This window comes from Nocardia sp. NPDC004068 (genome assembly GCF_042874315.1).
Lineage (GTDB): Bacteria > Actinomycetota > Actinomycetes > Mycobacteriales > Mycobacteriaceae > Nocardia.
In genome coordinates, this window is the sequence record NZ_JBIAMW010000002.1 from 22,062 (window position 1) to 42,366 (window position 20,305).

General features: G+C 69.7%; 21 protein-coding genes. 12 read left to right on the plus strand and 9 right to left on the minus strand.

The annotated features are described in order from the left end of the window. The first annotated feature begins 205 nt into the window (after positions 1 to 205). The 6 genes from ACFYTQ_RS04190 (at position 206) to ACFYTQ_RS04215 (ending at position 6,940) form a co-directional block, all read left to right on the plus strand. Complete coding sequence (locus ACFYTQ_RS04190; protein ID WP_387357089.1) at positions 206 to 1,444, plus strand: cytochrome P450; 1,239 nt, start codon at positions 206 to 208, stop codon at positions 1,442 to 1,444. After that, on the plus strand, positions 1,441 to 2,661 hold the full coding sequence (locus ACFYTQ_RS04195) for a cytochrome P450 (protein WP_387357090.1): 1,221 nt from the start codon (positions 1,441 to 1,443) through the stop codon (positions 2,659 to 2,661). Before ACFYTQ_RS04190 ends, ACFYTQ_RS04195 begins: the two co-directional genes overlap by 4 nt. Further along, positions 2,658 to 3,989 carry an NAD(P)/FAD-dependent oxidoreductase gene (locus tag ACFYTQ_RS04200; RefSeq protein ID WP_387357092.1) on the plus strand — a complete coding sequence of 444 codons (1,332 nt, stop codon included), beginning with the start codon at positions 2,658 to 2,660 and terminating at the stop codon, positions 3,987 to 3,989. The genes ACFYTQ_RS04195 and ACFYTQ_RS04200 overlap by 4 nt, the downstream gene beginning before the upstream one ends. A gap of 17 nt (positions 3,990 to 4,006) precedes the next feature. Further along, on the plus strand, positions 4,007 to 5,275 hold the full coding sequence (locus tag ACFYTQ_RS04205) for a cytochrome P450 (protein ID WP_387357094.1): 1,269 nt from the start codon (positions 4,007 to 4,009) through the stop codon (positions 5,273 to 5,275). Positions 5,276 to 5,321: 46 nt separating this feature from the next. Beyond that, positions 5,322 to 6,326 carry a YihY/virulence factor BrkB family protein gene (locus ACFYTQ_RS04210; RefSeq protein WP_387357096.1) on the plus strand — a complete coding sequence of 335 codons (1,005 nt, stop codon included), beginning with the start codon at positions 5,322 to 5,324 and terminating at the stop codon, positions 6,324 to 6,326. An 83-nt stretch (positions 6,327 to 6,409) separates the two neighbouring features. After that, positions 6,410 to 6,940: a DUF4383 domain-containing protein gene (locus tag ACFYTQ_RS04215; protein WP_387357098.1), complete on the plus strand. Its 531-nt coding sequence runs from the start codon at positions 6,410 to 6,412 to the stop codon at positions 6,938 to 6,940. Between the two features lie 42 nt (positions 6,941 to 6,982). Here ACFYTQ_RS04215 and ACFYTQ_RS04220 read toward each other — a convergent pair whose 3' ends face one another. Further along, the gene (locus tag ACFYTQ_RS04220; RefSeq protein ID WP_387357100.1) at positions 6,983 to 8,077 is read right to left on the minus strand and encodes an S-(hydroxymethyl)mycothiol dehydrogenase; all 1,095 of its coding nucleotides are present in this window, start codon (positions 8,075 to 8,077) and stop codon (positions 6,983 to 6,985) included. 118 nt (positions 8,078 to 8,195) lie between these two features. On the opposite strand from ACFYTQ_RS04220, the gene ACFYTQ_RS04225 reads away from it, so the two are divergent. Both ACFYTQ_RS04225 and ACFYTQ_RS04230 read left to right on the plus strand, forming a co-directional pair. Continuing rightward, entirely contained in the window at positions 8,196 to 8,714 is a 519-nt protein-coding gene (locus ACFYTQ_RS04225; RefSeq protein ID WP_387357102.1) for a hypothetical protein, read from the plus strand. Positions 8,715 to 8,721: 7 nt separating this feature from the next. Beyond that, positions 8,722 to 9,891, plus strand: a complete 1,170-nt coding sequence (locus tag ACFYTQ_RS04230; RefSeq protein ID WP_387357104.1) for a zinc-dependent alcohol dehydrogenase — start codon at positions 8,722 to 8,724, stop codon at positions 9,889 to 9,891. A gap of 9 nt (positions 9,892 to 9,900) precedes the next feature. On the opposite strand, the gene ACFYTQ_RS04235 is transcribed toward ACFYTQ_RS04230, so the two are convergent. Further along, positions 9,901 to 11,049, minus strand: a complete 1,149-nt coding sequence (locus tag ACFYTQ_RS04235; RefSeq protein WP_387357106.1) for a damage-control phosphatase ARMT1 family protein — start codon at positions 11,047 to 11,049, stop codon at positions 9,901 to 9,903. A 146-nt stretch (positions 11,050 to 11,195) separates the two neighbouring features. On the opposite strand from ACFYTQ_RS04235, the gene ACFYTQ_RS04240 reads away from it, so the two are divergent. After that, complete coding sequence (locus tag ACFYTQ_RS04240; protein WP_387357108.1) at positions 11,196 to 11,936, plus strand: PP2C family protein-serine/threonine phosphatase; 741 nt, start codon at positions 11,196 to 11,198, stop codon at positions 11,934 to 11,936. 7 nt (positions 11,937 to 11,943) lie between these two features. On the opposite strand, the gene ACFYTQ_RS04245 is transcribed toward ACFYTQ_RS04240, so the two are convergent. The 4 genes from ACFYTQ_RS04245 to ACFYTQ_RS04260 all read right to left on the minus strand — a co-directional run bounded on the left by ACFYTQ_RS04245 (position 11,944) and on the right by ACFYTQ_RS04260 (position 15,141). Then, positions 11,944 to 12,780 (minus strand): helix-turn-helix domain-containing protein, encoded by an 837-nt coding sequence (locus tag ACFYTQ_RS04245; RefSeq protein ID WP_387357110.1) that lies wholly within the window; start codon positions 12,778 to 12,780, stop codon positions 11,944 to 11,946. Further along, positions 12,777 to 13,268: a DUF6879 family protein gene (locus ACFYTQ_RS04250; protein ID WP_387357112.1), complete on the minus strand. Its 492-nt coding sequence runs from the start codon at positions 13,266 to 13,268 to the stop codon at positions 12,777 to 12,779. Before ACFYTQ_RS04250 ends, ACFYTQ_RS04245 begins: the two co-directional genes overlap by 4 nt. Before the next feature lie 4 nt (positions 13,269 to 13,272). Next, a complete protein-coding gene (locus tag ACFYTQ_RS04255; protein ID WP_387357114.1) occupies positions 13,273 to 13,611 on the minus strand; it encodes a hypothetical protein in 339 nt (112 codons plus the stop codon). A gap of 447 nt (positions 13,612 to 14,058) precedes the next feature. Further along, a complete protein-coding gene (locus tag ACFYTQ_RS04260; protein ID WP_387357920.1) occupies positions 14,059 to 15,141 on the minus strand; it encodes a lycopene cyclase family protein in 1,083 nt (360 codons plus the stop codon). Positions 15,142 to 15,253: 112 nt separating this feature from the next. On the opposite strand from ACFYTQ_RS04260, the gene ACFYTQ_RS04265 reads away from it, so the two are divergent. Then, positions 15,254 to 16,075, plus strand: coding sequence for a hypothetical protein (locus tag ACFYTQ_RS04265; protein ID WP_387357116.1), 822 nt, complete (start codon positions 15,254 to 15,256; stop codon positions 16,073 to 16,075). 6 nt (positions 16,076 to 16,081) lie between these two features. Here ACFYTQ_RS04265 and ACFYTQ_RS04270 read toward each other — a convergent pair whose 3' ends face one another. Further along, complete coding sequence (locus ACFYTQ_RS04270; protein ID WP_387357118.1) at positions 16,082 to 16,846, minus strand: SDR family oxidoreductase; 765 nt, start codon at positions 16,844 to 16,846, stop codon at positions 16,082 to 16,084. 184 nt (positions 16,847 to 17,030) lie between these two features. Here ACFYTQ_RS04270 and ACFYTQ_RS04275 point away from each other — a divergent pair, with 184 nt between their 5' ends. After that, positions 17,031 to 18,662 carry an ABC-F family ATP-binding cassette domain-containing protein gene (locus tag ACFYTQ_RS04275; RefSeq protein WP_387357120.1) on the plus strand — a complete coding sequence of 544 codons (1,632 nt, stop codon included), beginning with the start codon at positions 17,031 to 17,033 and terminating at the stop codon, positions 18,660 to 18,662. Between the two features lie 4 nt (positions 18,663 to 18,666). Here ACFYTQ_RS04275 and ACFYTQ_RS04280 read toward each other — a convergent pair whose 3' ends face one another. Beyond that, positions 18,667 to 19,275, minus strand: coding sequence for a dihydrofolate reductase family protein (locus ACFYTQ_RS04280; protein ID WP_387357122.1), 609 nt, complete (start codon positions 19,273 to 19,275; stop codon positions 18,667 to 18,669). Positions 19,276 to 19,446: 171 nt separating this feature from the next. Here ACFYTQ_RS04280 and ACFYTQ_RS04285 point away from each other — a divergent pair, with 171 nt between their 5' ends. After that, positions 19,447 to 19,686, plus strand: coding sequence for a helix-turn-helix domain-containing protein (locus ACFYTQ_RS04285; RefSeq protein WP_387357124.1), 240 nt, complete (start codon positions 19,447 to 19,449; stop codon positions 19,684 to 19,686). A 60-nt stretch (positions 19,687 to 19,746) separates the two neighbouring features. Here ACFYTQ_RS04285 and ACFYTQ_RS04290 read toward each other — a convergent pair whose 3' ends face one another. Then, positions 19,747 to 20,244 (minus strand): cupin domain-containing protein, encoded by a 498-nt coding sequence (locus tag ACFYTQ_RS04290; protein ID WP_387357126.1) that lies wholly within the window; start codon positions 20,242 to 20,244, stop codon positions 19,747 to 19,749. Between the last annotated feature and the right edge of the window lie 61 nt (positions 20,245 to 20,305).

Genomic DNA, 20,305 nt, shown 5'->3' on the forward strand with positions numbered 1-20,305 from the left:
CCGCATGGCGAACGAGCTGTGAATTCCGCGCGCTGATAATTCCTTCCGATTGCCCGATCACCCTGCGCGATAACGTTGTTCGGCTATCACCCGATAGGAAGCGGCGATCTTCGCCGCCCGGTCCCTCGGGCCGACGCCACGATGGTCGCGAACCCGGTTTTCCGCGTCGGCGACACGTGTCGCCTCCCACCCCAGGAGTCGCCCGGTGAGTTCCGAGCAGTCCGCGCTCGCGCAGATCAGTCCCGTGCAGCAGGCGGTCGTCGACAGTGTCGGCCCGCACATGCGCCACAATCCCTACGACGCCTACGAGGTGCTGCGCGCGGCCGGTCCGTTCGTGCCCGGTCCCCACGACATGCGGTTGGTCACCCGCTACGCCGAGGCGCGCGCGATCATGCAGGATCCGCGCTGGAGCCACGCCGAGGAACCGCAGTTGCTGCACGGTTCCAGCGATATCGAGCTGCCCGGCTCGTTCCTGTGGATGGAGCCGCCGGAGCACACCCGCCTGCGCGGGCTGGTCGGCAGGGCGTTCACCGCCCGCTCGGTGGGCGCCATGCGCGAACGCGCGGAGGAACTGGTCGCGGGGATGCTCGACGACATCCTCGCCCGCCGCGAGGTGGAACTGCTCGACGCGCTGGCATATCCGTTGCCGCTCAGCATGATCTGCGAGATGCTCGGCGTGCCGCCGGAGGCGCACGAGCAGGTGCGGCACATGTCGCACGCCATCGCCCGCGGCCTGGACCCCGATATGTTGCTCGCGCCAGAGGAACTGGCCGCGCGCACCGCCGCGGTGCGCGAATTCGAGGAGTTCTTCGGCGAATTGGCGCGCCGGCGCCGCGCCGAACCCCGCGACGATCTGATCACCGCGCTGGTGCAGGCCGAGGAGCAGGGCGTGGCGCTCACTCCCACCGAACTGATCGGCACCCTGCTGATCCTGGTCGTGGCCGGGCACGAGACCACCGTCAACCTGATCGCCAACGGCGTGCTGGCCCTGATCCGCAACCCCTGGGAGTTCCGGCGGCTGCGCTCCAATCCACAGCTGGCCGTGCCCGCGGTGGACGAGGTGCTGCGCTACGACGCGCCCGTGCACCTGACCACCCGCGCCGCGCACGACCGAATCACGGTGGGGGAGCACACCTTCGAACCCGGCGACGCGGTGGTGGTGCTGTTCGCCTCCGCCAACCGCGACCCGCTGGCCTTCCCCGACCCGGACCGCTTCGACATCGCCCGCTACGCGGCGGGCAACCGCACCGACCGGCACCTGTCGTTCGGACTGGGCCTGCACTACTGCCTGGGCGCGTTCCTCGCGCGGGTCGAGATGCAGACGGTGCTGACCGCGATCGCCGAACGGGTCAAGGATCTGGAACTGCTCGCCGAACCCGCCTACCGCCCGAATGTGGTGGTGCGCGGCGTGTCCCGGCTCGACGTGCGGGTGGTGGCCCGATGAGCACCGCGATCCCGGAGATCACCTTCGACGCCTTCCAGCCCGCGCACCGCGCCGACCCGTATCCGGAGTACCGGCGGGTGCGCGACGCGACCCCGCTGCTGCCCTTCGAATTGGGCGATGTGCCGGTCACTCTCGTCACCCGCTACGAGGAGTGCGCGGCGGTGCTCACCGGCGCGCACTGGGGGCACGGCTACACCGCGGGCATCAGCCCGTTCCGCGACAGCACCGCCGCCATCCCCGGCTCGTTCGTGCGCATGGACCCGCCCGAGCACGGCCGCTACCGCAAACTGGTCGCGAAGGCGTTCACGCCCAAGACGATCGCCGAACTGTCCCCGCTGGCGGGCCGGGTGGTGGACGACCTGCTCGACGCCGCCCTCGAGCGCGGCACCCTGGACGTGCTCAACGAACTCGCGGTCCCGTTGGCGGTGGCCATGATCCCGGTGCGGCTGCTCGGCGGCGATCCGGCCCGCGCCGCCGACTTCCGCGCCTGGCAGCTCGCCATCGCCCGGGGCAGCGATCCCGACGCGCTGCTCACCGACGACGCCGTCGCCGCGCGCGGGATCGCCGCCCGCGACTGCCTCACCTACTTCGCCGGTCTGGTGGAGCGCAAGAAGTCCGCGCCCACCGACGATCTGCTCAGCGAACTGGTCGCCGCGGCCGCCGCGGGCGGGGAGCTGACCCAGCCCGAGGTGGTCGGCATGGCGTTGCTGCTGCTGGTCGCCGGGATGGAGACCTCGATCAACCTGATCGGCAACGGGATGCTGGCGCTGCTGCGCAATCCGGATCAACTGGCGTTGCTGCGCGAACGGCCCGATCTGATCGCGCCCGCGCTGGACGAGATGCTGCGCTACGACGCGCCCACCCAGTTCACCATCCGGGTGGCGCTCGAGGATACGACCGTGGGCGGCAAGCGATTCCGGCGCGGCGACGGCGTCGTGGTGCTCACCGGCTCGGCCGGGCGCGACGGCCGCGTCTTCGCCGATCCGGAGACCTTCGACGTCACCCGTTACGCCGGAAACCGGCCCGCCCGTAAGCATCTCGGGTTCAGCCTCGGCATCCACTTCTGCGTCGGCGCGCCGCTGGCCCGGCTCGAGGCCGAGGTCGCGCTGCGCGCGCTGCTGGCCCGCGCCCCCGAACTCGCGCTCGCGACCGAGACGGTCGACTACCAGCCCAGCCTCATCCACCGCGGCATCGTCGCGTTGCCGGTGACCTGGTGAGCGGCGACGGGCACGCCGTCGTCCTCGGGGCGGGCGTGGCCGGGCTGCTCGCGGCCCGGGTGCTCACCGACCGGTTCGACCGCGTCACCATCCTGGAACGCGATGCGGCCGAGGCGAATTCGGAGCGGCGGGGCGTGCCACAGGCGCGGCATCTGCACGGGCTGCTCGATCGCGGCCGGACCGCCATCGAGCGGCTGTACCCGGGATTCACGGGCGAGATGGAGCGGCGCGGCGCGGCCACCGCGGAGGTGCTCATCGGAACCCGGTGGTACGTGAGCGGTTTCCGCGTCGCGCCCGCCGAGACGGGCCTGACCTCGGTGCTGGCCACCCGGCCGCTGCTGGAATCGGTGCTGCGCGAACGCACCCTCGCGCTGCCCGGGGTGCGGCTGCGGGCGCACACGACGGCGCGGTCGCTGCTCGGCAACGCCGCCCGGGTGCGCGCCGTGCAGGTCATCACCGACGGCGAACCCGACACGCTCGCCGCCGATCTCGTCGTCGACGCCACCGGGCGCGGCTCGCGGGCACCGCAATGGCTCACCCAGTTGGGCGCCCGCCCCCCGCAGGAGGAGACCCTCGAGGTCGATCTCGGCTACGCGTCGCGGTTCTACCGGGCCCGGCCCGGACAGCTCGACGGGCACCGCTCGGTGATCGTGTCCACCGGACCGGACGGCCGTGGAGGAGGCGCGATCCGCGTGGAGGGCGACCGCTGGCACGTCACCCTCGCCGGAATGCTCGGCGACCACCCGCCGACCGAACCGGACGCCTTCGCCGCGTTCGCCGCCGGACTGCCCACGCCCGACATCCACGACATCGTCTCCGGGGAACCGCTCGGCGATCCGGTGCCGTACCGGTTCCGCCAGGCCGTGCGCCGCCGCTACGATCGGCAACCCGTTGTGCCGCAAGGGTTCCTGGCCCTCGGCGACGCGCTGTGCAGTTTCAATCCGCTCTACGCCCAGGGCATGACCGTGGCCGCGCAGCAGGCGCTGGCACTGCGGGCGTGCCTGCACACCGACGCCCGGCGGCTGCCCGCCCGGTTCTACGCCGAGGCCGCCAACTGCGTCGCGGCGGCCTGGCAGCTGTCGACCACCGCCGACCTCGCCCATCCCGGCGTCGTCGGGCGGCGCTCGCCGCGCACCCACGCCACCCACGCCTATCTCGCGCGCGTGCATCGCGCGGCGCACACCGATCCGCGGGTGGCGCGCGCGTTCCTGCGCGTGGCCAATCTCGTGGAACCGCCCGCCGCCCTGCTGCGTCCGCGCGTCCTCGGCCGCGTCCTGCGCCCCGCCGCCCCGGCGCGACCACCGGTACCCCAGCCCGCCCGCCGCTGATCACCGAGGAGACACCCATGGACCCCGCACAGTCGAACACCGCTGTCGCCGAACCCGATTCGGCCGTCGCCGCCGCCCTCGCCCGGTTGCTGGGCCCCGAGGGCCGACCCGATCCCTACGCCGCGGCCGCCGTGCTGCGCGAGGCCGGGCCGCTGCACCAGACCCCGATCGGCCACCACGTGCTCACCCGCTACGAGGACTGCGCCGCGGTGCTGTCCACCACCGCGTGGAGCCACGCCGAGGAGGCGGGCATGATGCATCCGACCGTCTCCCCGGAGAACGCCCCCGAGGAACTGCCCACCTCGTTCCTGTGGATGGAGCCGCCGGACCACACCCGCCTGCGCAACCTCGTCACCAAGGGGTTCACCCCGCGCATGGTCACCCGGCTGCGCCCGCGCATCACCGAACTCACCGAACAGCTGGTCGACAACGCCTTGGCCGCGGGCGAATTCGATCTGGTGGAGACCATCGCCTACCCGCTGCCGCTGATCATCGCCTGCGAGCTGATCGGCGTGCCCAGCGAGGCGTACGAACAGGTGCACCGCTGGTCGCAGGATCTGGCGCGCGGCTTCGACCACGACTACACGCTGCCGCCCGAGGCGCTCACCGCGCGCAGCGCCGCCTCGCGCGGATTCATGGGCTACTTCCGCGAACTGCTCAACGAGCGCCGCGCCCGGCCCGCCGACGATCTGCTCAGCGCCCTGTCGCTGGTCGAGGACCGCGGCGACGTGCTCACCGAACAGGAACTGCTCGCCACCTGCATCACCACCTTCGTCGCCGGGCACGAGACCACCGCCAACCTCGTCGGCACCGGCCTGTTGCAGCTCATGCGCAACCCGGACCAGTTCGAGCGGATGCGCGCCCAGCCCGGCCTGACCGAGTACGCCCCCGACGAACTGCTGCGGCTCGAGCCGTCGGTGCAGATCACCACCCGCGCGGCCACCCGCCCGATCGAGGTGGCCGGCCACCGGTTCGAGACCGGCGAAGGCGTTGTGGTGCTGATCAATTCGGCCAACCGCGACCCGCGCGCCTACGCCGATCCCGACCGCGTCGACGTCGCCCGCTACGCCGACCCGCACCACCCCGCCAAGAAGCACCTCGGCTTCAGCCTCGGCATCCACTACTGCCTCGGCGCGCCGCTGGCCCTGCTGGAGATGGAGATCCTGCTCGACGTGCTGCTGCGCCGCGCCCGCACCCTCGAACCGCTCACCGAGAATCCGCCCTACAAGCCGAATGTCGTCATCCGCGGCCTGGAGGCGCTGCCGGTGCGGATCACCCCCGCCTGACTCCGTTCCGGTACCGCGGGCCGCGCGGGAGCGGTATAACCGGGACATGAACCCGATCACGGGTGTCGAAGCGCTTGTGCGGCGGCTCGATTCGTGGCAGCAACGGCACCGGCCGGTGGCGTTCGTGGTCGGGGTGATCAAGAAGTTCAACGACGACGAGGCCGGGACGCTGGTCGCGCTGCTGGCCTACTACGCATTCGTGGCGACCTTCCCGCTGCTGCTCGTGCTGGTGACGGCGGCGGGCATCGTGCTGCGGGATTCGCCGGGACTGCGCCAGCAGGTGGTGGATTCGGCGTTCAGCGAGTTCCCCATCGTCGGCGCGCAACTGCACGAGCAGCTCGGCGTCACCGCGCTGGGCAACACCGGCCTCGCCCTCACCGTCGGCATCGCCGGATCCATCTGGGGCGCACGGGGTTTCGCGGCGGCAGTGCAGAAGACGCTGAACACGGTGTGGGCGGTGCCGCGGGTGGACCGGCCCGCCTTCCCGCTGAACTACGTTCGCGCCCTGGGATTGCTGGCGGTGCTGGGCCTGACCATCGTGGTCGCGGTGACCGCCGCGGCGATGGGCGCGGCGGGGGAGGCGCTCGGGCTGGGCGCGCTGCCGGTGCGGATCCTCGTGGTCGCGGTGTCCGGGTTGCTGGACGGGGCGCTGTTCCTGGCGGCGTTCCGGCTGGCGACCGCCGGGGTGGTGGCCACCCGCTCGATGATCCCGGGCGCGTTCGCCGCCGGGATGGCCTGGCAGTTGCTGTCCAATCTGGCCGGAGTGCTGCTGGCCCACACCCTGCGGCACGCGGAGGCGGTCGCCGGGCTGTTCGGCGTGGTGCTCGGGCTGCTGAGCTGGTTCGCGTTGCAGGCCACGGTCACCCTGTACGCCGTGGAGGCCGATGTGGTGCGCAGCCGCGGGCTGTGGCCGCGCGGGCTCAGCCAGCCGCCGCTCACCTCGGCCGACAAGTCCTACCTCATCGCGGCCACCGGCGCGGAGACCCGCAGCCCCGAACAGCGGGTGGAAATCGGGTTCACCCCCGCCGCGGATCGTCCGCCCGAGGAGTAACCCACGTTTGGCGCGATAGCAAGCGGCTATTTCGGCGGTGATCATGATTCGGCCGGGTCGGCCCAGTCGAGAGGAGAATCGAGATGGCCACAGCCGGATACGCCCAGGGCAGGGTGGGCGGCAGCACGCTCATCCAGACCGCCGCGTACGCGATCGGCGCGGTGTTCCTGCTGGTCGGAATCCTCGGGTTCATCCCCGGGATCACGACCGACTACGACATGCTGTCGTGGGCGGGACACCATTCCGGCGCGAAGTTGTTCGGACTCTTCAACGTCTCGGCGCTGCACAACATCGTGCACCTGGTCTTCGGTCTGGCCGGGCTCGCGATGGCGCGCTCGCGGGCGGGCGCGCGTACCTTCCTGATCGGCGGCGGCGTCATCTACCTGGCCTTGTGGATCTACGGGTTGCTGGTCGACAAGGACAGCGACGCCAACTTCATCCCGGTCAACAACGCCGACAACTGGCTGCACCTCGGCCTCGGCGCGGTCATGGTCGCGCTCGGCCTGCTGCTGCCCGCGGGCGGCGGCTCGGGCATGGCGGCGGGTTCGCCGCAGCGCGGACGCCCGGAGGGCCGCCGCCAGGCCCGGCACGCCCGGCACGGGCACGCGCACTGACCGCTCGGGTGGCCCGCGCCGCATCGGGCGCGGGCCGCCCGGTCACCGCTCGGCCACCCGCACCACCGACCGCAGCACCTCGCCGCGGTGCATCTTCGCGAACGCCTGCTCCACCTCGTCGAGCGAAATCGTCTCGGAGACAAAGGCATCCAGATCCAGGCGGCCCTGCCGGTACAGATCGATCAGGGTGGGGAAGTCGCGCGAGGGCAGGCAGTCGCCGTACCAGGACGACTTGAGCGCGCCGCCGTGGGAGAAGAAGTCCAGCAACGGCATCTCCAGCCGCATCTCCGGGGTGGGCACGCCGACCAGCACGACCGTCCCGGCCAGATCCCGCGCGTAGAACGCCTGCTTCCAGGTCTCCGGCCGCCCCACCGCGTCGATCACCACGTCCGCGCCGAACCCGCCGGTGATCTCCTGGATCACCGGCACCGGATCCCCGGCGCTCGCGTCCACGGTATGAGTCGCGCCGAAACCCTTGGCCCACTCCAGTTTTCGCGGATCGATGTCGACGGCGACGATGGTGGTGGCCCCGGCCAGCCGCGCACCCGCCACGGCCGCGCTGCCGACCCCGCCGCAGCCGATGACCGCCACGCTGTCGCCGCGGCTCACCCCGCCCGTGTTCAGCGCCGCCCCGAGCCCGGCCATGATCCCGCAGCCGAGCAGACCCGCCGCGGCGGGCGAGGCGGCCGGATCGACCTTGGTGCACTGCCCGGCGTGCACGAGCGTCTTGTCCGCGAACGCGCCGATGCCCAGCGCGGGGGTGAGCGGGGTGCCGTCGGTGAGCGTCATCGGTTGGGCCGCGTTGAACGTCGAGAAGCAGTACCACGGCTTGCCCTTGCGGCAGGCCCGGCACGTGCCGCACACCGCGCGCCAGTTCAGGATCACGAAATCGCCCGGCTCGACCTCGGTCACGCCCGCGCCGACCGTCTCCACCAGGCCCGCGGCCTCGTGCCCGAGCAGGAAGGGGAACTCGTCGTTGATGCCGCCCTCGCGATAGTGCAGATCGGTGTGGCACACCCCGCACGCCAGCACCCGCACCACGGCCTCGCCCGGCCCCGGGTCCGGCACCACGATCTCGGTCACCTCGACCGGCTGCTGCTTCGACCGGGCGATCACACCCCGAACCGTTTGGGCCATCGAACCGTCCTCTCCTCGCGTGGGAAACCGTGTTCACGGTCGCACAGAAATCTTTCCGGGGGACCGGTTCCGGGGGCGGGACGGGGGTAGGCCGCTCCGAGAGCGAAGGGAGTCCTCGATGCACTCTGTCGATCATTATGTGGACAAGGCGAAATCCCAGGTGAGCGAGCTGGTCGGAAAGCTCGTCGGCGGATCCGGCGGCGAACCCGGGCAGACCCTCACCATCACCCGCCCGCGCGCGCAGGTCGCGCTGTTCTTCCGCGACCCGGCGAACTGGTCGCGGGTACTGGGCGATCTCGCCGAGGTCCGGCCCGGCCCCGAGGGCAGCTACGAGTGGAGCGTGCGGCGCTCGGGAGCGGAGACGCTGAGCTGGAACACCGAACTCGTCGACGACGAGAACGGTATGCGGTTCGTCGGAACCCGCTCCGGCGACTCGGGTCCGATGTGGATCCGGCTCGAATTCTCGGATGCGCCAAACGATCTCGGCACCGAAGTGCGGCTCGCGGCGCACACGCCGCTGCCCGATCTGCTCACCGGCGCGGCCGCGTTCACCGTGCTCTACCGGGCGCGGGCGCTGTTGCAGACCGGTGAGATCCCCACCCTCGCGCACAATCCCAGTGCGCGGACCACGGCTTAGGAGAATCATGCGCGCACTGTGTTGGAACGGGGTCAATGATCTGGCCGTGGAAACGGTCGACGATCCGGCCCTGGTCAATCCGCACGACGTCATCGTCCAGGTGCGGATCAGCACGACCTGCGGGTCGGATCTGCATTTCATCGACGGCTATCTGCCGGGGATGCGCGCGGGCGATGTCATCGGGCACGAATTCCTCGGCGAGATCGTCGATGTCGGCGCGGAGGTCCGCGACCGCGCGATCGGGGACCGGGTGGTGGTGCCGTCGTTCATCGGCTGCGGGTCGTGCTGGTACTGCGATCACGAGCTGTATTCGGTGTGCGACACCACCAATCCCAATGCGGCGCTGCAACAACCGGTGTTCGGGTATCCGACCGGCGGCATCTACGGCTACACCCATCCCTTCGGCGGCTATCAGGGTTCGCACGCGCAGTACGTGCGGGTGCCGTTCGGGGACGTCAACTGTTTCGTCGTGCCCGAGGGCGTCACCGACGAGCAGGCGCTGTTCCTGTCCGACGCGGTGCCGACCGGGCTCATGGGCGCGGAGTTCTGCGATATCGACGCGGGCGACACCGTCGCGGTGTTCGGCAGCGGCGGTGTCGGGCTGATGGCCGGGCACAGCGCCCGGCTGCTCGGGGCCGAACGGGTGGTGATGATCGACCGGTATCCGGAGCGATTGGCCTTGGCGCGCAAGCACTTCGGGGCCGAGACCATCGACTACACCGCGGTCGACAGCGTGCACGAGATGCTGCGCGATATGACCGGCGGGCGCGGACCGGACGCGTGCATCGACGCGGTCGGCATGGAGGGGCACGGTACCGGCGTGCAGTACCTCTACGATCGCGCCAAGCAGCTGCTGCGGCTCGAGACCGATCGGGCCAACGCGCTGCGGCAGGCGATCCTGGCCTGCCGCAAGGGCGGAATCGTCTCGGTGCTCGGAATCTACGGGGCGACGGACAAATTCCCGATGGGGGTGCTCACCAACAAGGGCCTGACCCTGCGCACCGCCCAGCAGCACGGGCAGCGTTACGTGCCGCGCATGTTCGACTACATCCAGCAGGGCGATCTGGATCCGTCGTATCTCATCACCCACGACCTGCCGCTGGAGCAGGCTGTGTACGGGTACGACATCTTCAAGAACAAGTCCGATGGGTGTGTGCGGGCGGTGTTCCGGCCGTGAGGGTTTCGGCTAGTCCGGGTTGCACTGGATGAGGGCGTGTTCGCCGGTGGTGCGCCAAGCGGTGCCGGTGGCGTCCAGCTCGTGCACCTGGGATTCCGTAAGACCCACGGCCACATCGGATTTCAGCGTGCGCAGGGCGGTGACCGGGCCGGGGAAGTAGGCGGTCAGGTCCGCGAAAGAGGTCGTCGGCGGCCAGTGTCGGTCGCCGACGAGGCGGCGGTAGTTCAGGTCGCCCTTGGCCACGGTCATCGCCGCGCCCGCGAACTCGTCGGCCAGATCCGCGGGCATGTCGTGGAAAGACAGTGGCGCGCAGAAGAATTCGTGGGCACGGACGGTGAGCCGTCCCTCGCGCAGCGCCCCCCACAGCCGCTCGCCGATCCCGGCCGCCGATCCCGGGGCCTCCCGCAGCACGCGCAGCGCGGCGAGGACATCGGCCGTCGTCGCGTCGGAGACGTAGTACGGCCGCGGCTTGACGTGCAGCGCCACCCGGGCCGCCGCCCCCGTCACCAGCAGATGGTCGATCAGCACCAGATCGGGCAACAGCTCCCGGCCCGCGTTGTCGGCGATCACGCACACCAGCGCGTCGGGCGCGCGGTCCAGGCTCGCCCAGAACACCGCGCTGTCGTCGGCCAGCAGCCGCGTGGCGCGCGAACCCGGCCCGGCGGTGAGCCGGAACCCGAGATCGGCCTGATTGCCCCACAGCGCCGACCGCAGCAGCGCCGCGCGCACGGTCTCGCGCGGGGCGTCGGCGAGTTCGTCGAGGGCCGCGAGCTCGTCGGCCACCGCCGGACCCGCCAGCTCCGCCCCCTTGGTCGGCGCGAACGGATCGATCCCGTGCCACGCGCCCGGCCCGAACCAGCCGACCGCCTCGAGCAGCCGGTGATAGAAGTAGCTCTCCGCCCACAGGAACGACGCCTCACCCCACGGCCGTCCCCACAGCTCCGCGCCCCAGACCGACCATTCGGTTCTCATCGTCCGCGGGGGTTCCAACACCCCTTCGGTACTCTCGCTCAGCACCTCGCGCAGCGCGGCCCGTTCGGCCGGGCCGTAGGGGTGGGCACCGCACACCTGGTCGATCAATTTCGGGTGCCGTTCGTGGAAGACGCTTCGGGCGAACGAATCGGGTACTCCGGAAAGGATCGGCGCGGCAGTGATCATTCCTCGATCATCGCCTATCGTCGTAACCGGTTCGTGGCCGTATTCACAGCAAGTTTGTGGGTGAACTCGGTGCGAACACACGGCGACCGCCGTTTCACTGGAAGGGTGCTGAACGGCAGCACCAGGCAGTCCGAGGAGGCCGGGTCGTGCACAACGCAGTGACCACCACCGTCACCCGTCGCGAGCTCATCCGGCTCGCCGGAACCGAAGCCGATTCGGTGAGCCGCCGCGGCGGCCGCTCGATCAACGCCGACGCGGTCGCCAGCCACACCGACCCGGTGGCCGGGCGCACGGCATTCGTGGTGGCCGACGGCGTCGGCGATCATCTGCTCGCGGCCCGCGCCGCCCGCGCGGCCGCCACCGTGGCCGCCGAGGTCGGCGCCCGCCTCGGCGGCGTCGCCGCCATCCTGGCCGCCCGCGACGAACTCCACCGCCAATTCCCCGAACCCGCCGCCGACACCGTCCTGGTGGTCGCGGTCGTCCCCTCCGCCGACCAACCCGACGGCCCCGCCGACGTCGCCTGGGTAGGCGACTGCCGCGCCTACCGCTGGAACGGCCGTGTCCTGCACCAGATCACCACCGACCACACCGTCGCCGAGTTGTTGCGCGCCCACGGCCGCGCCCCCCAACCCCGCATGAGCCACATGGTCACCACCTCCATCCGCACGGTCACCCCCGAAACCGTCGGCCACGCCATCACCGGCACCTCCCACGGCCGCCTCCTCCTGTGCACCGACGGCGTCCACAAACGCCTCGAGATCGCCACGGTCAAGGAACTCCTCGCCACGGGCGAACCGACAGCCACCACGGCGGAGGCGTTGGTGGACATCGCCTTACACACCGGCGGCACCGACAACACCACCGCCCTGGTCGCCGATTTGTTCTAGTCCCGGGCTATCTGGACCGTATTTCCAACGCTTTCCGGATCAAGGCACGAGCGGCTTTCCCGGTTACGGATTGACCGGCCAGCACATCGAACGCCCTGCCGTACAAGGCAATCTCTCGGGGCTGAGTGATGGTCAGCTCTGCCGTGGTGCCCTCGACCTTCACCACGCGGTCATCCATCATGACGAAGTTCTCCGTAGCCGCTCTGGCCTCGGCGATGGCTGGAACGATTCCCAGCGTGACCCGAGCCATGCCGAGAATCGACCTGAGCCGGTCGAGCTGTCCGATCATGACATCGTCACCACCGACCGTGGTGTACAAGGCTTGTTCGGCTATCAGGAAGTGGAACAGGCAAGTGCCCCGGTACAGGATCCTCTGACGGTCCATCCGGACCGATACCGCCTTGTCGACGTCGTCGGGCACCCGGTAGAAGTCGACGGCGTACCGCAGAATCGCCGACGCGTAGTCGGCGGTCTGCAACAAACCCGGGATCACCTGAGGTTGCCAGTTGCGAATGATCTTGGCCTCGGCTTCGAGCTTCACGGACTGTTGCTGCCGGGCTCTGTGCCCGGTCGCCAGCACCCGCCGCCACTCGACGTACGCGGCGTCAAGGTTCCTCAGAGATGCGACAAGGTCCGGGAGCTGTGCCTCAGCGCCGCATTGCACGCAATAGGCCCTCAAGTCCGTCTCTGACGGTCTGATTCGGCCGTACTCGATCTTGCTGCATTTCGATTCGTGCCAGCCCTCACGACGGGCGAGTTCTCGGGCGGTGACCCCAGAAGACTTTCGTATCTCCCTGAGCCGCTGCCCGAGTGCTTCCCGTTGCTGTTGAACCGAATCGGTCACTGAAGACCGTTGACGTAGGCGGCGAACGGAGTGGCCAGCGACCAGAGACGTTCGATCGCTTCCCGGTACAGACCACAGACGGCCGGGTCGGTCGTTACCGCCGCCCCGGCAGGCTTACCGGTGGAGTCGACCAAGTTGAACCCGACGGTGGTCTTGTCGATGACCCAAGCATCGTCGGCAGGCACTTCGCGAACGAGATGCCTTGCGATATAACGGATATCCTCCCCGGCCTCGATGTTGTCGTCGGTCTCGGTCAGTAGCCAACGCTGATAGTCCGACAACGGCTCGGTGACCACTCGAACGCGTCGTACTGTGACACCCCGGGCGGTGGCGTCCTTCACTGCCTCAGCCCACGCTTCCCAGTACTCGTCCGGTTCGCTGAGTCTCGGCTCACCGGCGAGGAACCGCCGCAGCGGCTCCGATTCCGCTGGCACTGCGTAGGTATCCCGAACTTCGAGGTGCACGGCGTCGAATTGGGCGTGTGCCATTAGGTCAGTCCACGGCGTAGCTGTCCGCAGCTCCATAGAAGGTCCTCCGAATCTTCGGCACCTCGATAGCCGATTCGTCGCTTGCGAGGGTCAGCTGCGCGAGGTCGTCCGGGTCGGTGACCGGCCGACCCGTGAGCCGGAAGGTTCCCCGGCCGGTATCGGTCATGGTTGCGCCGATGAAGGTATTCGGCAATGCGAAACCCAATAGCGCATGGGGAATTTCGACCGTGTCGTCCCGCTCGGTCTTCCACCCCTGAGCGACGTAGGTTCCTCGGTCGCTGGCAAGCAAGCTCGGGCAATCCCCGGACTTCGACCCGGTCTTGCCGAGTAGATGCAAACTCACGGTGCCACCTCTCGTCTGCCGACGTGCACGGTCTTGCACGCCTCAGCCCAGCATCTCCCAATCGTGCGGCCCGAGTACCGGTTACGGGCCGATTCATGCAAGTTCGTGCACACTCCTGGTCCGCGAACACTCCCGGTTCCTAGCGTCGAATGTGGCCCCCGTGGCATGTGACGCCCACTGGCTACGGGGTGCCTTCCAATCGGCAGCGCTGTCCTTACCACGGGGCAGCAACACGACGGCAGGGGTCGAAATGGCGAGGCGCACAAAGCTGTACGTGTTTCCCGGCGGCGTGCTCGAGGTCTGGGACTACCGCGACGCGGAAGACCCGGACGACGGCGAGGAGCCCCCAGGGGTGTACTTGGAGTTCCGCGCGCCCCGACGGGCGAGGTATCGCTCACCGCGACGGCCGTAGCTCATGCGGTGCCCTGGGTGATCGGCTCGCTTGTCTCAGCTTCCGGTGCGGTTCATCCCTGAAAGTCCCATCGCGGCGGTGAGTAAACGTCGTCGCAACGTCCAGGGCAGCGTGGCGAACAGACTCGTCATGGCGACCGCTGTCCCCGTCAGGTCGGTCGCGCCGGAGAGGTAGGCGCGCTGCCGAGGGGCAGGGAGGGCGAAGAACGCGTCGAAGAACGCGGGTAGATCCGTGGGGGGCAGGTCGAGCAGGACGCGCAGGCCCAACTCGCGGAGTAGGTGAACTGCTCGGGTGCGGGCCGGGGATTCGGGCTGCCCGAGTACGAAATCGTCTGCCGCGCAGAGGGATCGGGTGACGCTGTAGCCGGTGGCCGGATGCAGCATCCCGCCCAGCGCTCCGAAGCGGCGTGGACCGGGGCGGCCGCCCTCGAGCGGGAAGCGGACTGTCTCCGTCGGTTCGTCGCCGGACAAAGTGAGGCCGCGATTGCGTAGCCGCCGATGGAGGCGGTCGCGCAGGGTGGTGGGGGAGAGGGCGGGGCGACCGGCGAGGCAGGTCTCTTCCAGGAGGAAGCGGTTGTTGCTCAAGGGGATCGCGTACAGGAACGACGGCGGGGCTTCGGCGGGTGCGTCGTAGTCGTCGCGCCAGTCCATGAAAAGCGGTTCGTCCCAGGCACTCTCGGGCACCACCACGCCGAACGCCGTCTGTTCGGCTCGCTCGGGAGAGCGGGTCAGCCCGCGCGCGTCGATCACCCGCCCGGCCGTCACCTTCTCACCCGACGAAAGCCGCGCCCACTGCGCGCCTTTCGAGCCCCCGACTTCCACCACCCGATCCGCGATCACCTGCGCCCCGTCGATCCGGAGCCCCCGCCGCAACCCCTCGCTGTCGAAAACCGCGTACCCCCGGTCGATTTCGAACCGCCGCGTCCCCCACGCCACCGGCCGATCCACCCTCGCCGCGACCACCCCCGGATCCAGCCAGCCGGGCAGCTCGTCGGCCCAGCCGCCGTAGGTCGCCGTCCAGGCGCGCTCGGGGCGCGGATCGATCGCGATCACCGACAGCCCGTGTGCGAGGGCGCGGTGGGTGAGCGCTCGCCCGGCGGGGCCCAGGCCGCATACCATGAGATCGGTGGTCACAACGGAATTGGATCAGATCATCCGGTAGGGTCTGCGTCCATGCCCGGGGGGACGACCGCGGAGGGCGCACGGTGCCCGGGTGCGGAAGGTGGCAGTCATGACATATCCCCCAGGCTCCGGCCCGTACGGCCAGGACCAGTCGGGCTGGGGAGGCCCGCAGGAGCAGCCCGCGTGGGGGCAGTCCGGCGGATATCAACAGCCGGGCTGGGATCAGCAGAATCCGGGCTACGCGGGGGGCGGCTATCCGCCGCCGCCACCGCCCAAGAACAACAACGGCCTCATCGTCGGCATCGTCATCGCCACGATCGCGGTGCTCGTGCTCGGTATCGGCGCGGTCGTGCTGATCAACAACAGCAAGCACAGCGACGACAACCACGCCACCGGCACCACGACCCCGGACCTGGTCACCGCGACCGACACCTCGGTCGGCAAGACCACGCCGAAATCGAGCACCCCCGCCCCGGCGTCGGACAAGTTCAGCTACAAGGAACAGGCCAAGGACTGGAACTTCAAACTCGGCGATGTCTCGCTGCACGCCGACTGGGTCGAGGGCCGCGACGACGCGACCTGCGCCGACATCGAGGTGAACGGCAAACTCACCGGGCTGGGCTGCAAGTACGCCGCCGAGATGATCTACCGCTCCGAACGCGGCGGCCTCATGCTCACCCAGTACGTGCTCGGCATGTCCAGCGCGGACAAGGCCAGCGCGGCCATCGGCCAGTACACCGACGAGGACCTCAAGCCGCGGCCCGGCACCTACATCGACAACTTCTCCGTCGGCAAGTGGAAGGACGACAGCGAGAAGGAGTTCCTCGTCATCACTTTGGTGACCACCACCCCGGCGGTCACCGAGGACACCGCCACCAAGTACCTGCGGTACCTGCACGAGGACATGTTGGGCGCCTTGTCGTTTCGCTGAGCGCGCCTAGATGCCGCCGGTGGCCAGCAGACCGCCGTCCACCCGGACCACCTCGCCGGTGATCCACGAGGCCGCGTCGGAGACCAGGAAACCCACCAGCGCGGCCACATCCTCGGGCGTGCCCAGCCTCTTCAACGGATAGGCCGCGGCGGCCGCGTCCTCCCCGGCGGAGTACAGCGCGTCGGCGAAGCGGGTCTTCACCACGCCCGGGGCCACCGCGTTCACCCGGATCGTCGGGCCGAGCTGCCAGGCCAGCTCCTCGGTGAGCCGGATGAGCGCGGCCTTGGAGGCGCCGTAGGCGGCGATGACGCCGGTCGAGCGCAGGCCCGCGACGCTGGCCACGTTCACCACCGCGCCGCCGTGCTCACTCATCCACGCCCGGTACGCCTCCTGCACGTAGCCCAGCGCGGAGACGACATTGACGTCGAAGATCTTGCGGACCGCGTCCAGATCGGCGTCCATCAACGCGCCGTAGACCGGGTTGATGCCGGTGTTGTTGATCAGGATGTCGAGCGAACCGAATTCGGCCACGGCCGTGGCGACCTGGTCCGCGCGGGCCGCGGCGTCGCCCGAATTGCCCGCCGCCGCAACGACTTTGCCCGGATGTCCCAGCGCGCGCAGCTCGGCGGCGGTCGTCTCGAGCGGTTCGGCCTTGCGCGCGGTGATCACCACATCCGCCCCGCGTGCCAGCAACTCCGTCGCGATCGCCTTGCCGATACCGCGACTCGCACCGGAGACCAGAGCGCCTTTGCCCGTCAGATCCTCACTCATGCCAGCGCACGTTACTCCCAGCCCGATCCCCGGCTCCCCGGCGATCGCGAGGGCCGGGCCGGGCACGGCGGGGGACGTCGCCGACGGCGGGGTTTCGCGCACGTGCGTAAAATTGGTGGTTCGTGTGCCCGCACGCGAGGCACACTCGAACGATCAGCCGCCGCTATCTCCCGAGGAGACGTTTGTGATCACCGCGACCGACCTGGAGGTCCGGGCCGGAATCCGCACCCTGCTGACCGCGCCGGGCTCGGCGCTGCGGGTGCAGGCCGGGGACCGGATCGGGCTGGTCGGGCGCAACGGCGCCGGCAAGACCACGACCCTGCGCATTCTCGCCGGTGAGGGAGAACCTTACGCCGGCAAGGTCGTTCGTTCGGGCGAAATCGGCTATCTGCCCCAGGATCCGCGCGAGGGCAATCTCGACGTGCTCGCCCGCGACCGCGTGCTGTCCGCTCGCGGCCTGGACGCCCTGATCCGCGATATGGAGAAGCAGCAGGCGCTGATGGCCGAGGTGGCCGACGACGCCGAACGGGAGAAGGCGGTCCGCAAGTACGGCCGCCTCGAGGAGCGGTTCTCCGCGCTGGGCGGCTACGTGGCCGAGAGCGAGGCCGCGCGCATCTGCCACAGCCTCGGCCTGCCCGACCGGGTGCTGAACCAGTCGCTGCGCACGCTGTCGGGCGGTCAGCGCCGCCGCATCGAACTCGCCCGCATCCTGTTCTCCGCCTCCGACGGCAGCGGCGGCAAATCCGGCACCACGCTGCTGCTCGACGAGCCCACCAACCACCTCGACGCCGACTCCATCACCTGGCTGCGCGGCTTCCTGCAGAGCCACGACGGCGGTCTCATCGTCATCAGCCACGACGTCGAACTGCTCGAGGCCGTCGTGAACAAGGTGTGGTTCCTCGACGCCGTGCGCGGCGAGGCCGACATCTACAACATGGGCTGGAAGAAGTACCTCGACGCCCGCGCCACCGACGAACAGCGCCGCCGCCGCGAACGCGCCAACGCCGAGAAGAAGGCCGCCGCGCTCAAGACCCAGGCCGCCAAGCTCGGCGCGAAGGCCACCAAAGCCGTTGCGGCACAGAACATGATCAAGCGCGCCGAACGCCTGCTCGCCGAGGCCGACGAGGTCCGCGTGTCCGACAAGGTGGCCCGGATCAAGTTCCCCGAGCCCGCCCCCTGCGGCAAGACGCCGCTGATGGCCGAGAACCTCACCAAGATGTACGGCTCGCTGGAGATCTTCACCGGCGTCGACCTGGCCATCGATCGCGGCAGCCGGGTGGTCGTGCTGGGCCTCAACGGCGCGGGCAAGACCACCCTGCTGCGGCTGCTGGCCGGGGTCGAACAGCCCACGGCCGGTGGGCTCGTGCCCGGCCACGGCCTGAAGATCGGCTACTTCGCCCAGGAACACGACACCCTCGACGACACGGCCACGGTGTGGGAGAACATCCGCCACGCCGCCCCCGACGCGGGCGAACAGGATCTGCGCGGCCTGCTGGGCGCGTTCATGTTCTCCGGCCCGCAGCTCGAACAGCCCGCGGGCACGCTGTCCGGCGGCGAGAAGACCCGCCTCGCGCTGGCGGGCCTGGTGTCCTCGGCGGCCAATGTGCTGCTGCTCGACGAGCCCACCAACAACCTGGATCCGATCTCGCGCGAGCAGGTCCTCGACGCGCTGCGCAGTTACGCGGGCGCGGTCGTGCTCGTCACCCACGACCCCGGCGCGGCCGAGGCGCTCAACCCGGAGCGGGTCATCATGCTGCCCGACGGCACCGAGGATCACTGGTCGCAGGAGTACCTGGAACTCATCCAGCTGGCGTGAGCGCTCAATTGTCCTGCGGGAGATGCTGTTTGGCGTCCTCGTAGCCGCCCTCGCCGAGTTCGCCCGGACCGTAGACCGCGTGGATCACGCCGGTGGCGAAGGTCGCCGAGCGCAGCAGGGTCAGCGGCAGCGTCGGCGCGGCGGGATCGAACAGCCGCTCACCGGCGCCGACCGCGATCGGGTGGATCAGCAGATGCAGTTCGTCGATCAGTCGGGCGGCCAGCAGTTGCCGAACCACCGACACCGAACCGCTGATCCCGATCGCCCCGCCCGGTTCGGCCTTGAGCGCCGAAACGCCTTCGACCAGTTCGCCTTTCAGCACCTCGGAGTTGCGCCAGGTGAAGTCGTGGTCCTGATGCGACACCACGACCTTGCGGGCGTCGCCGAGCTTGGCGGCGAATGGCGCGTCCGGTCCGCCCGCGGCCTCGCGGTCGGGCCATGCCCCCGCGAATCCGTCGTAGGTCTTGCGGCCCAGCAGCAGGGTATCGGCCGCGCCGAGCTGCGCGTCGACGGCCGCGCCCATCTCGTCGTTGTAGTACGGGAAGTGCCAGTCCTGCGGGTTCTCCACGACGCCGTCGATGGCCATGAACAGGCCCGCGGTAAGGGTTCTCATAGCGGTGTCTCCTTCGCGATGGTGATTTCGTGGGTGTAGACGCCCGCTGTCGGCGAAACTCATCGGGTAGGGGTGAGCGCGGAATTCGTGATGCGAATCACAGAGAGGCGTTGATCACCGAACGGAGAGTGTCTAGCCTGGAATGAGGCTGCACGGCGACCGGAGGAAGCCATGAGTGACAGGCCCGCACAAGGGAAGTCCACGTTGGGTAAGGGCACGCGCGTCACCGGAAAGTCGCGAGACCGCTTGCAAACCCAGCTCAAGAAGCAGTACGAGGCGGGTGCCAGCATCCGCTCCCTGGCGCGGGAGACGGGCCGCTCGTACGGATTCATTCACAACGTGCTGGTGGAGTCGCATGTGCAACTCCGCAGCCGGGGTGGAGCCAATCGCCGCAAGGCGTCGAGCAAGTAGCGTTCCCCGCAGCGAACCACGCTGCGGGACCGCGACTTTCGGTGCGCGGGCGCGAATGCCTCAGTGCCGATTCGCGTTTCGCTCGGCCCACCAGCGCGGGGCGTCGACGAAGTGATTGTCGAACTCGTCCTGGACGGCGGCCAGTTCGGCGAGCGTCGCCTCGCCGCGCGCGACCCGCTCGAGCACGCGGAAATACTCGAACCGCTCGACGCCCGGGGTGAGGGCGATCAGGACGCGCGCCGGGCTGCCCGGCGCCGCGCCGAACGCGTGCGGCATCCGCCGCGGCACCACGATCGCCCCGCCCGCGCCCACGGTGGCGATCTCGTCCCCGGCCATGACCTGGAGTTCGCCCTCGGCGACGTAGAACAGCTCCTCGGAGCGGGTGTGGAAGTGCGGGGCCGCGCCGTCGGCGCCCGGCGCGAGGGTGACCTCGAGGGTGCTGAGGCTGTGCGCGGCCTCGGGCGCGTCGATCAGCAATCGCATGGTGACCTGGTCCGTCGCGTGGATCTCGGCCTGGTCGGCCGGGCGGATGACGGCGCGGGACGCGGTGGTGCTCATGGTCGGCTCCAACTGTTCGTTATCTGATAGTTCGGTGCCTAACTATATGGCATCGAATAGA

What these genes read in the sequence shown, in the direction of transcription:
- ACFYTQ_RS04195 (WP_387357090.1), top strand. Translation starts at nt 1,441, where the DNA reads ATGAGCACCGCGATCCCGGAGATCACCTTCGACGCCTTCCAGCCCGCG.
- ACFYTQ_RS04205 (WP_387357094.1), top strand. Translation starts at nt 4,007, where the DNA reads ATGGACCCCGCACAGTCGAACACCGCTGTCGCCGAACCCGATTCGGCC.
- ACFYTQ_RS04210 (WP_387357096.1), top strand. Translation starts at nt 5,322, where the DNA reads ATGAACCCGATCACGGGTGTCGAAGCGCTTGTGCGGCGGCTCGATTCG.
- ACFYTQ_RS04215 (WP_387357098.1), top strand. Translation starts at nt 6,410, where the DNA reads ATGGCCACAGCCGGATACGCCCAGGGCAGGGTGGGCGGCAGCACGCTC.
- ACFYTQ_RS04220 (WP_387357100.1), bottom strand. Translation starts at nt 8,077, where the DNA reads ATGGCCCAAACGGTTCGGGGTGTGATCGCCCGGTCGAAGCAGCAGCCG.
- ACFYTQ_RS04225 (WP_387357102.1), top strand. Translation starts at nt 8,196, where the DNA reads ATGCACTCTGTCGATCATTATGTGGACAAGGCGAAATCCCAGGTGAGC.
- ACFYTQ_RS04230 (WP_387357104.1), top strand. Translation starts at nt 8,722, where the DNA reads ATGCGCGCACTGTGTTGGAACGGGGTCAATGATCTGGCCGTGGAAACG.
- ACFYTQ_RS04235 (WP_387357106.1), bottom strand. Translation starts at nt 11,049, where the DNA reads ATGATCACTGCCGCGCCGATCCTTTCCGGAGTACCCGATTCGTTCGCC.
- ACFYTQ_RS04250 (WP_387357112.1), bottom strand. Translation starts at nt 13,268, where the DNA reads ATGGCACACGCCCAATTCGACGCCGTGCACCTCGAAGTTCGGGATACC.
- ACFYTQ_RS04260 (WP_387357920.1), bottom strand. Translation starts at nt 15,141, where the DNA reads ATGGTATGCGGCCTGGGCCCCGCCGGGCGAGCGCTCACCCACCGCGCC.
- ACFYTQ_RS04265 (WP_387357116.1), top strand. Translation starts at nt 15,254, where the DNA reads ATGACATATCCCCCAGGCTCCGGCCCGTACGGCCAGGACCAGTCGGGC.
- ACFYTQ_RS04270 (WP_387357118.1), bottom strand. Translation starts at nt 16,846, where the DNA reads ATGAGTGAGGATCTGACGGGCAAAGGCGCTCTGGTCTCCGGTGCGAGT.
- ACFYTQ_RS04280 (WP_387357122.1), bottom strand. Translation starts at nt 19,275, where the DNA reads ATGAGAACCCTTACCGCGGGCCTGTTCATGGCCATCGACGGCGTCGTG.
- ACFYTQ_RS04285 (WP_387357124.1), top strand. Translation starts at nt 19,447, where the DNA reads ATGAGTGACAGGCCCGCACAAGGGAAGTCCACGTTGGGTAAGGGCACG.
- ACFYTQ_RS04290 (WP_387357126.1), bottom strand. Translation starts at nt 20,244, where the DNA reads ATGAGCACCACCGCGTCCCGCGCCGTCATCCGCCCGGCCGACCAGGCC.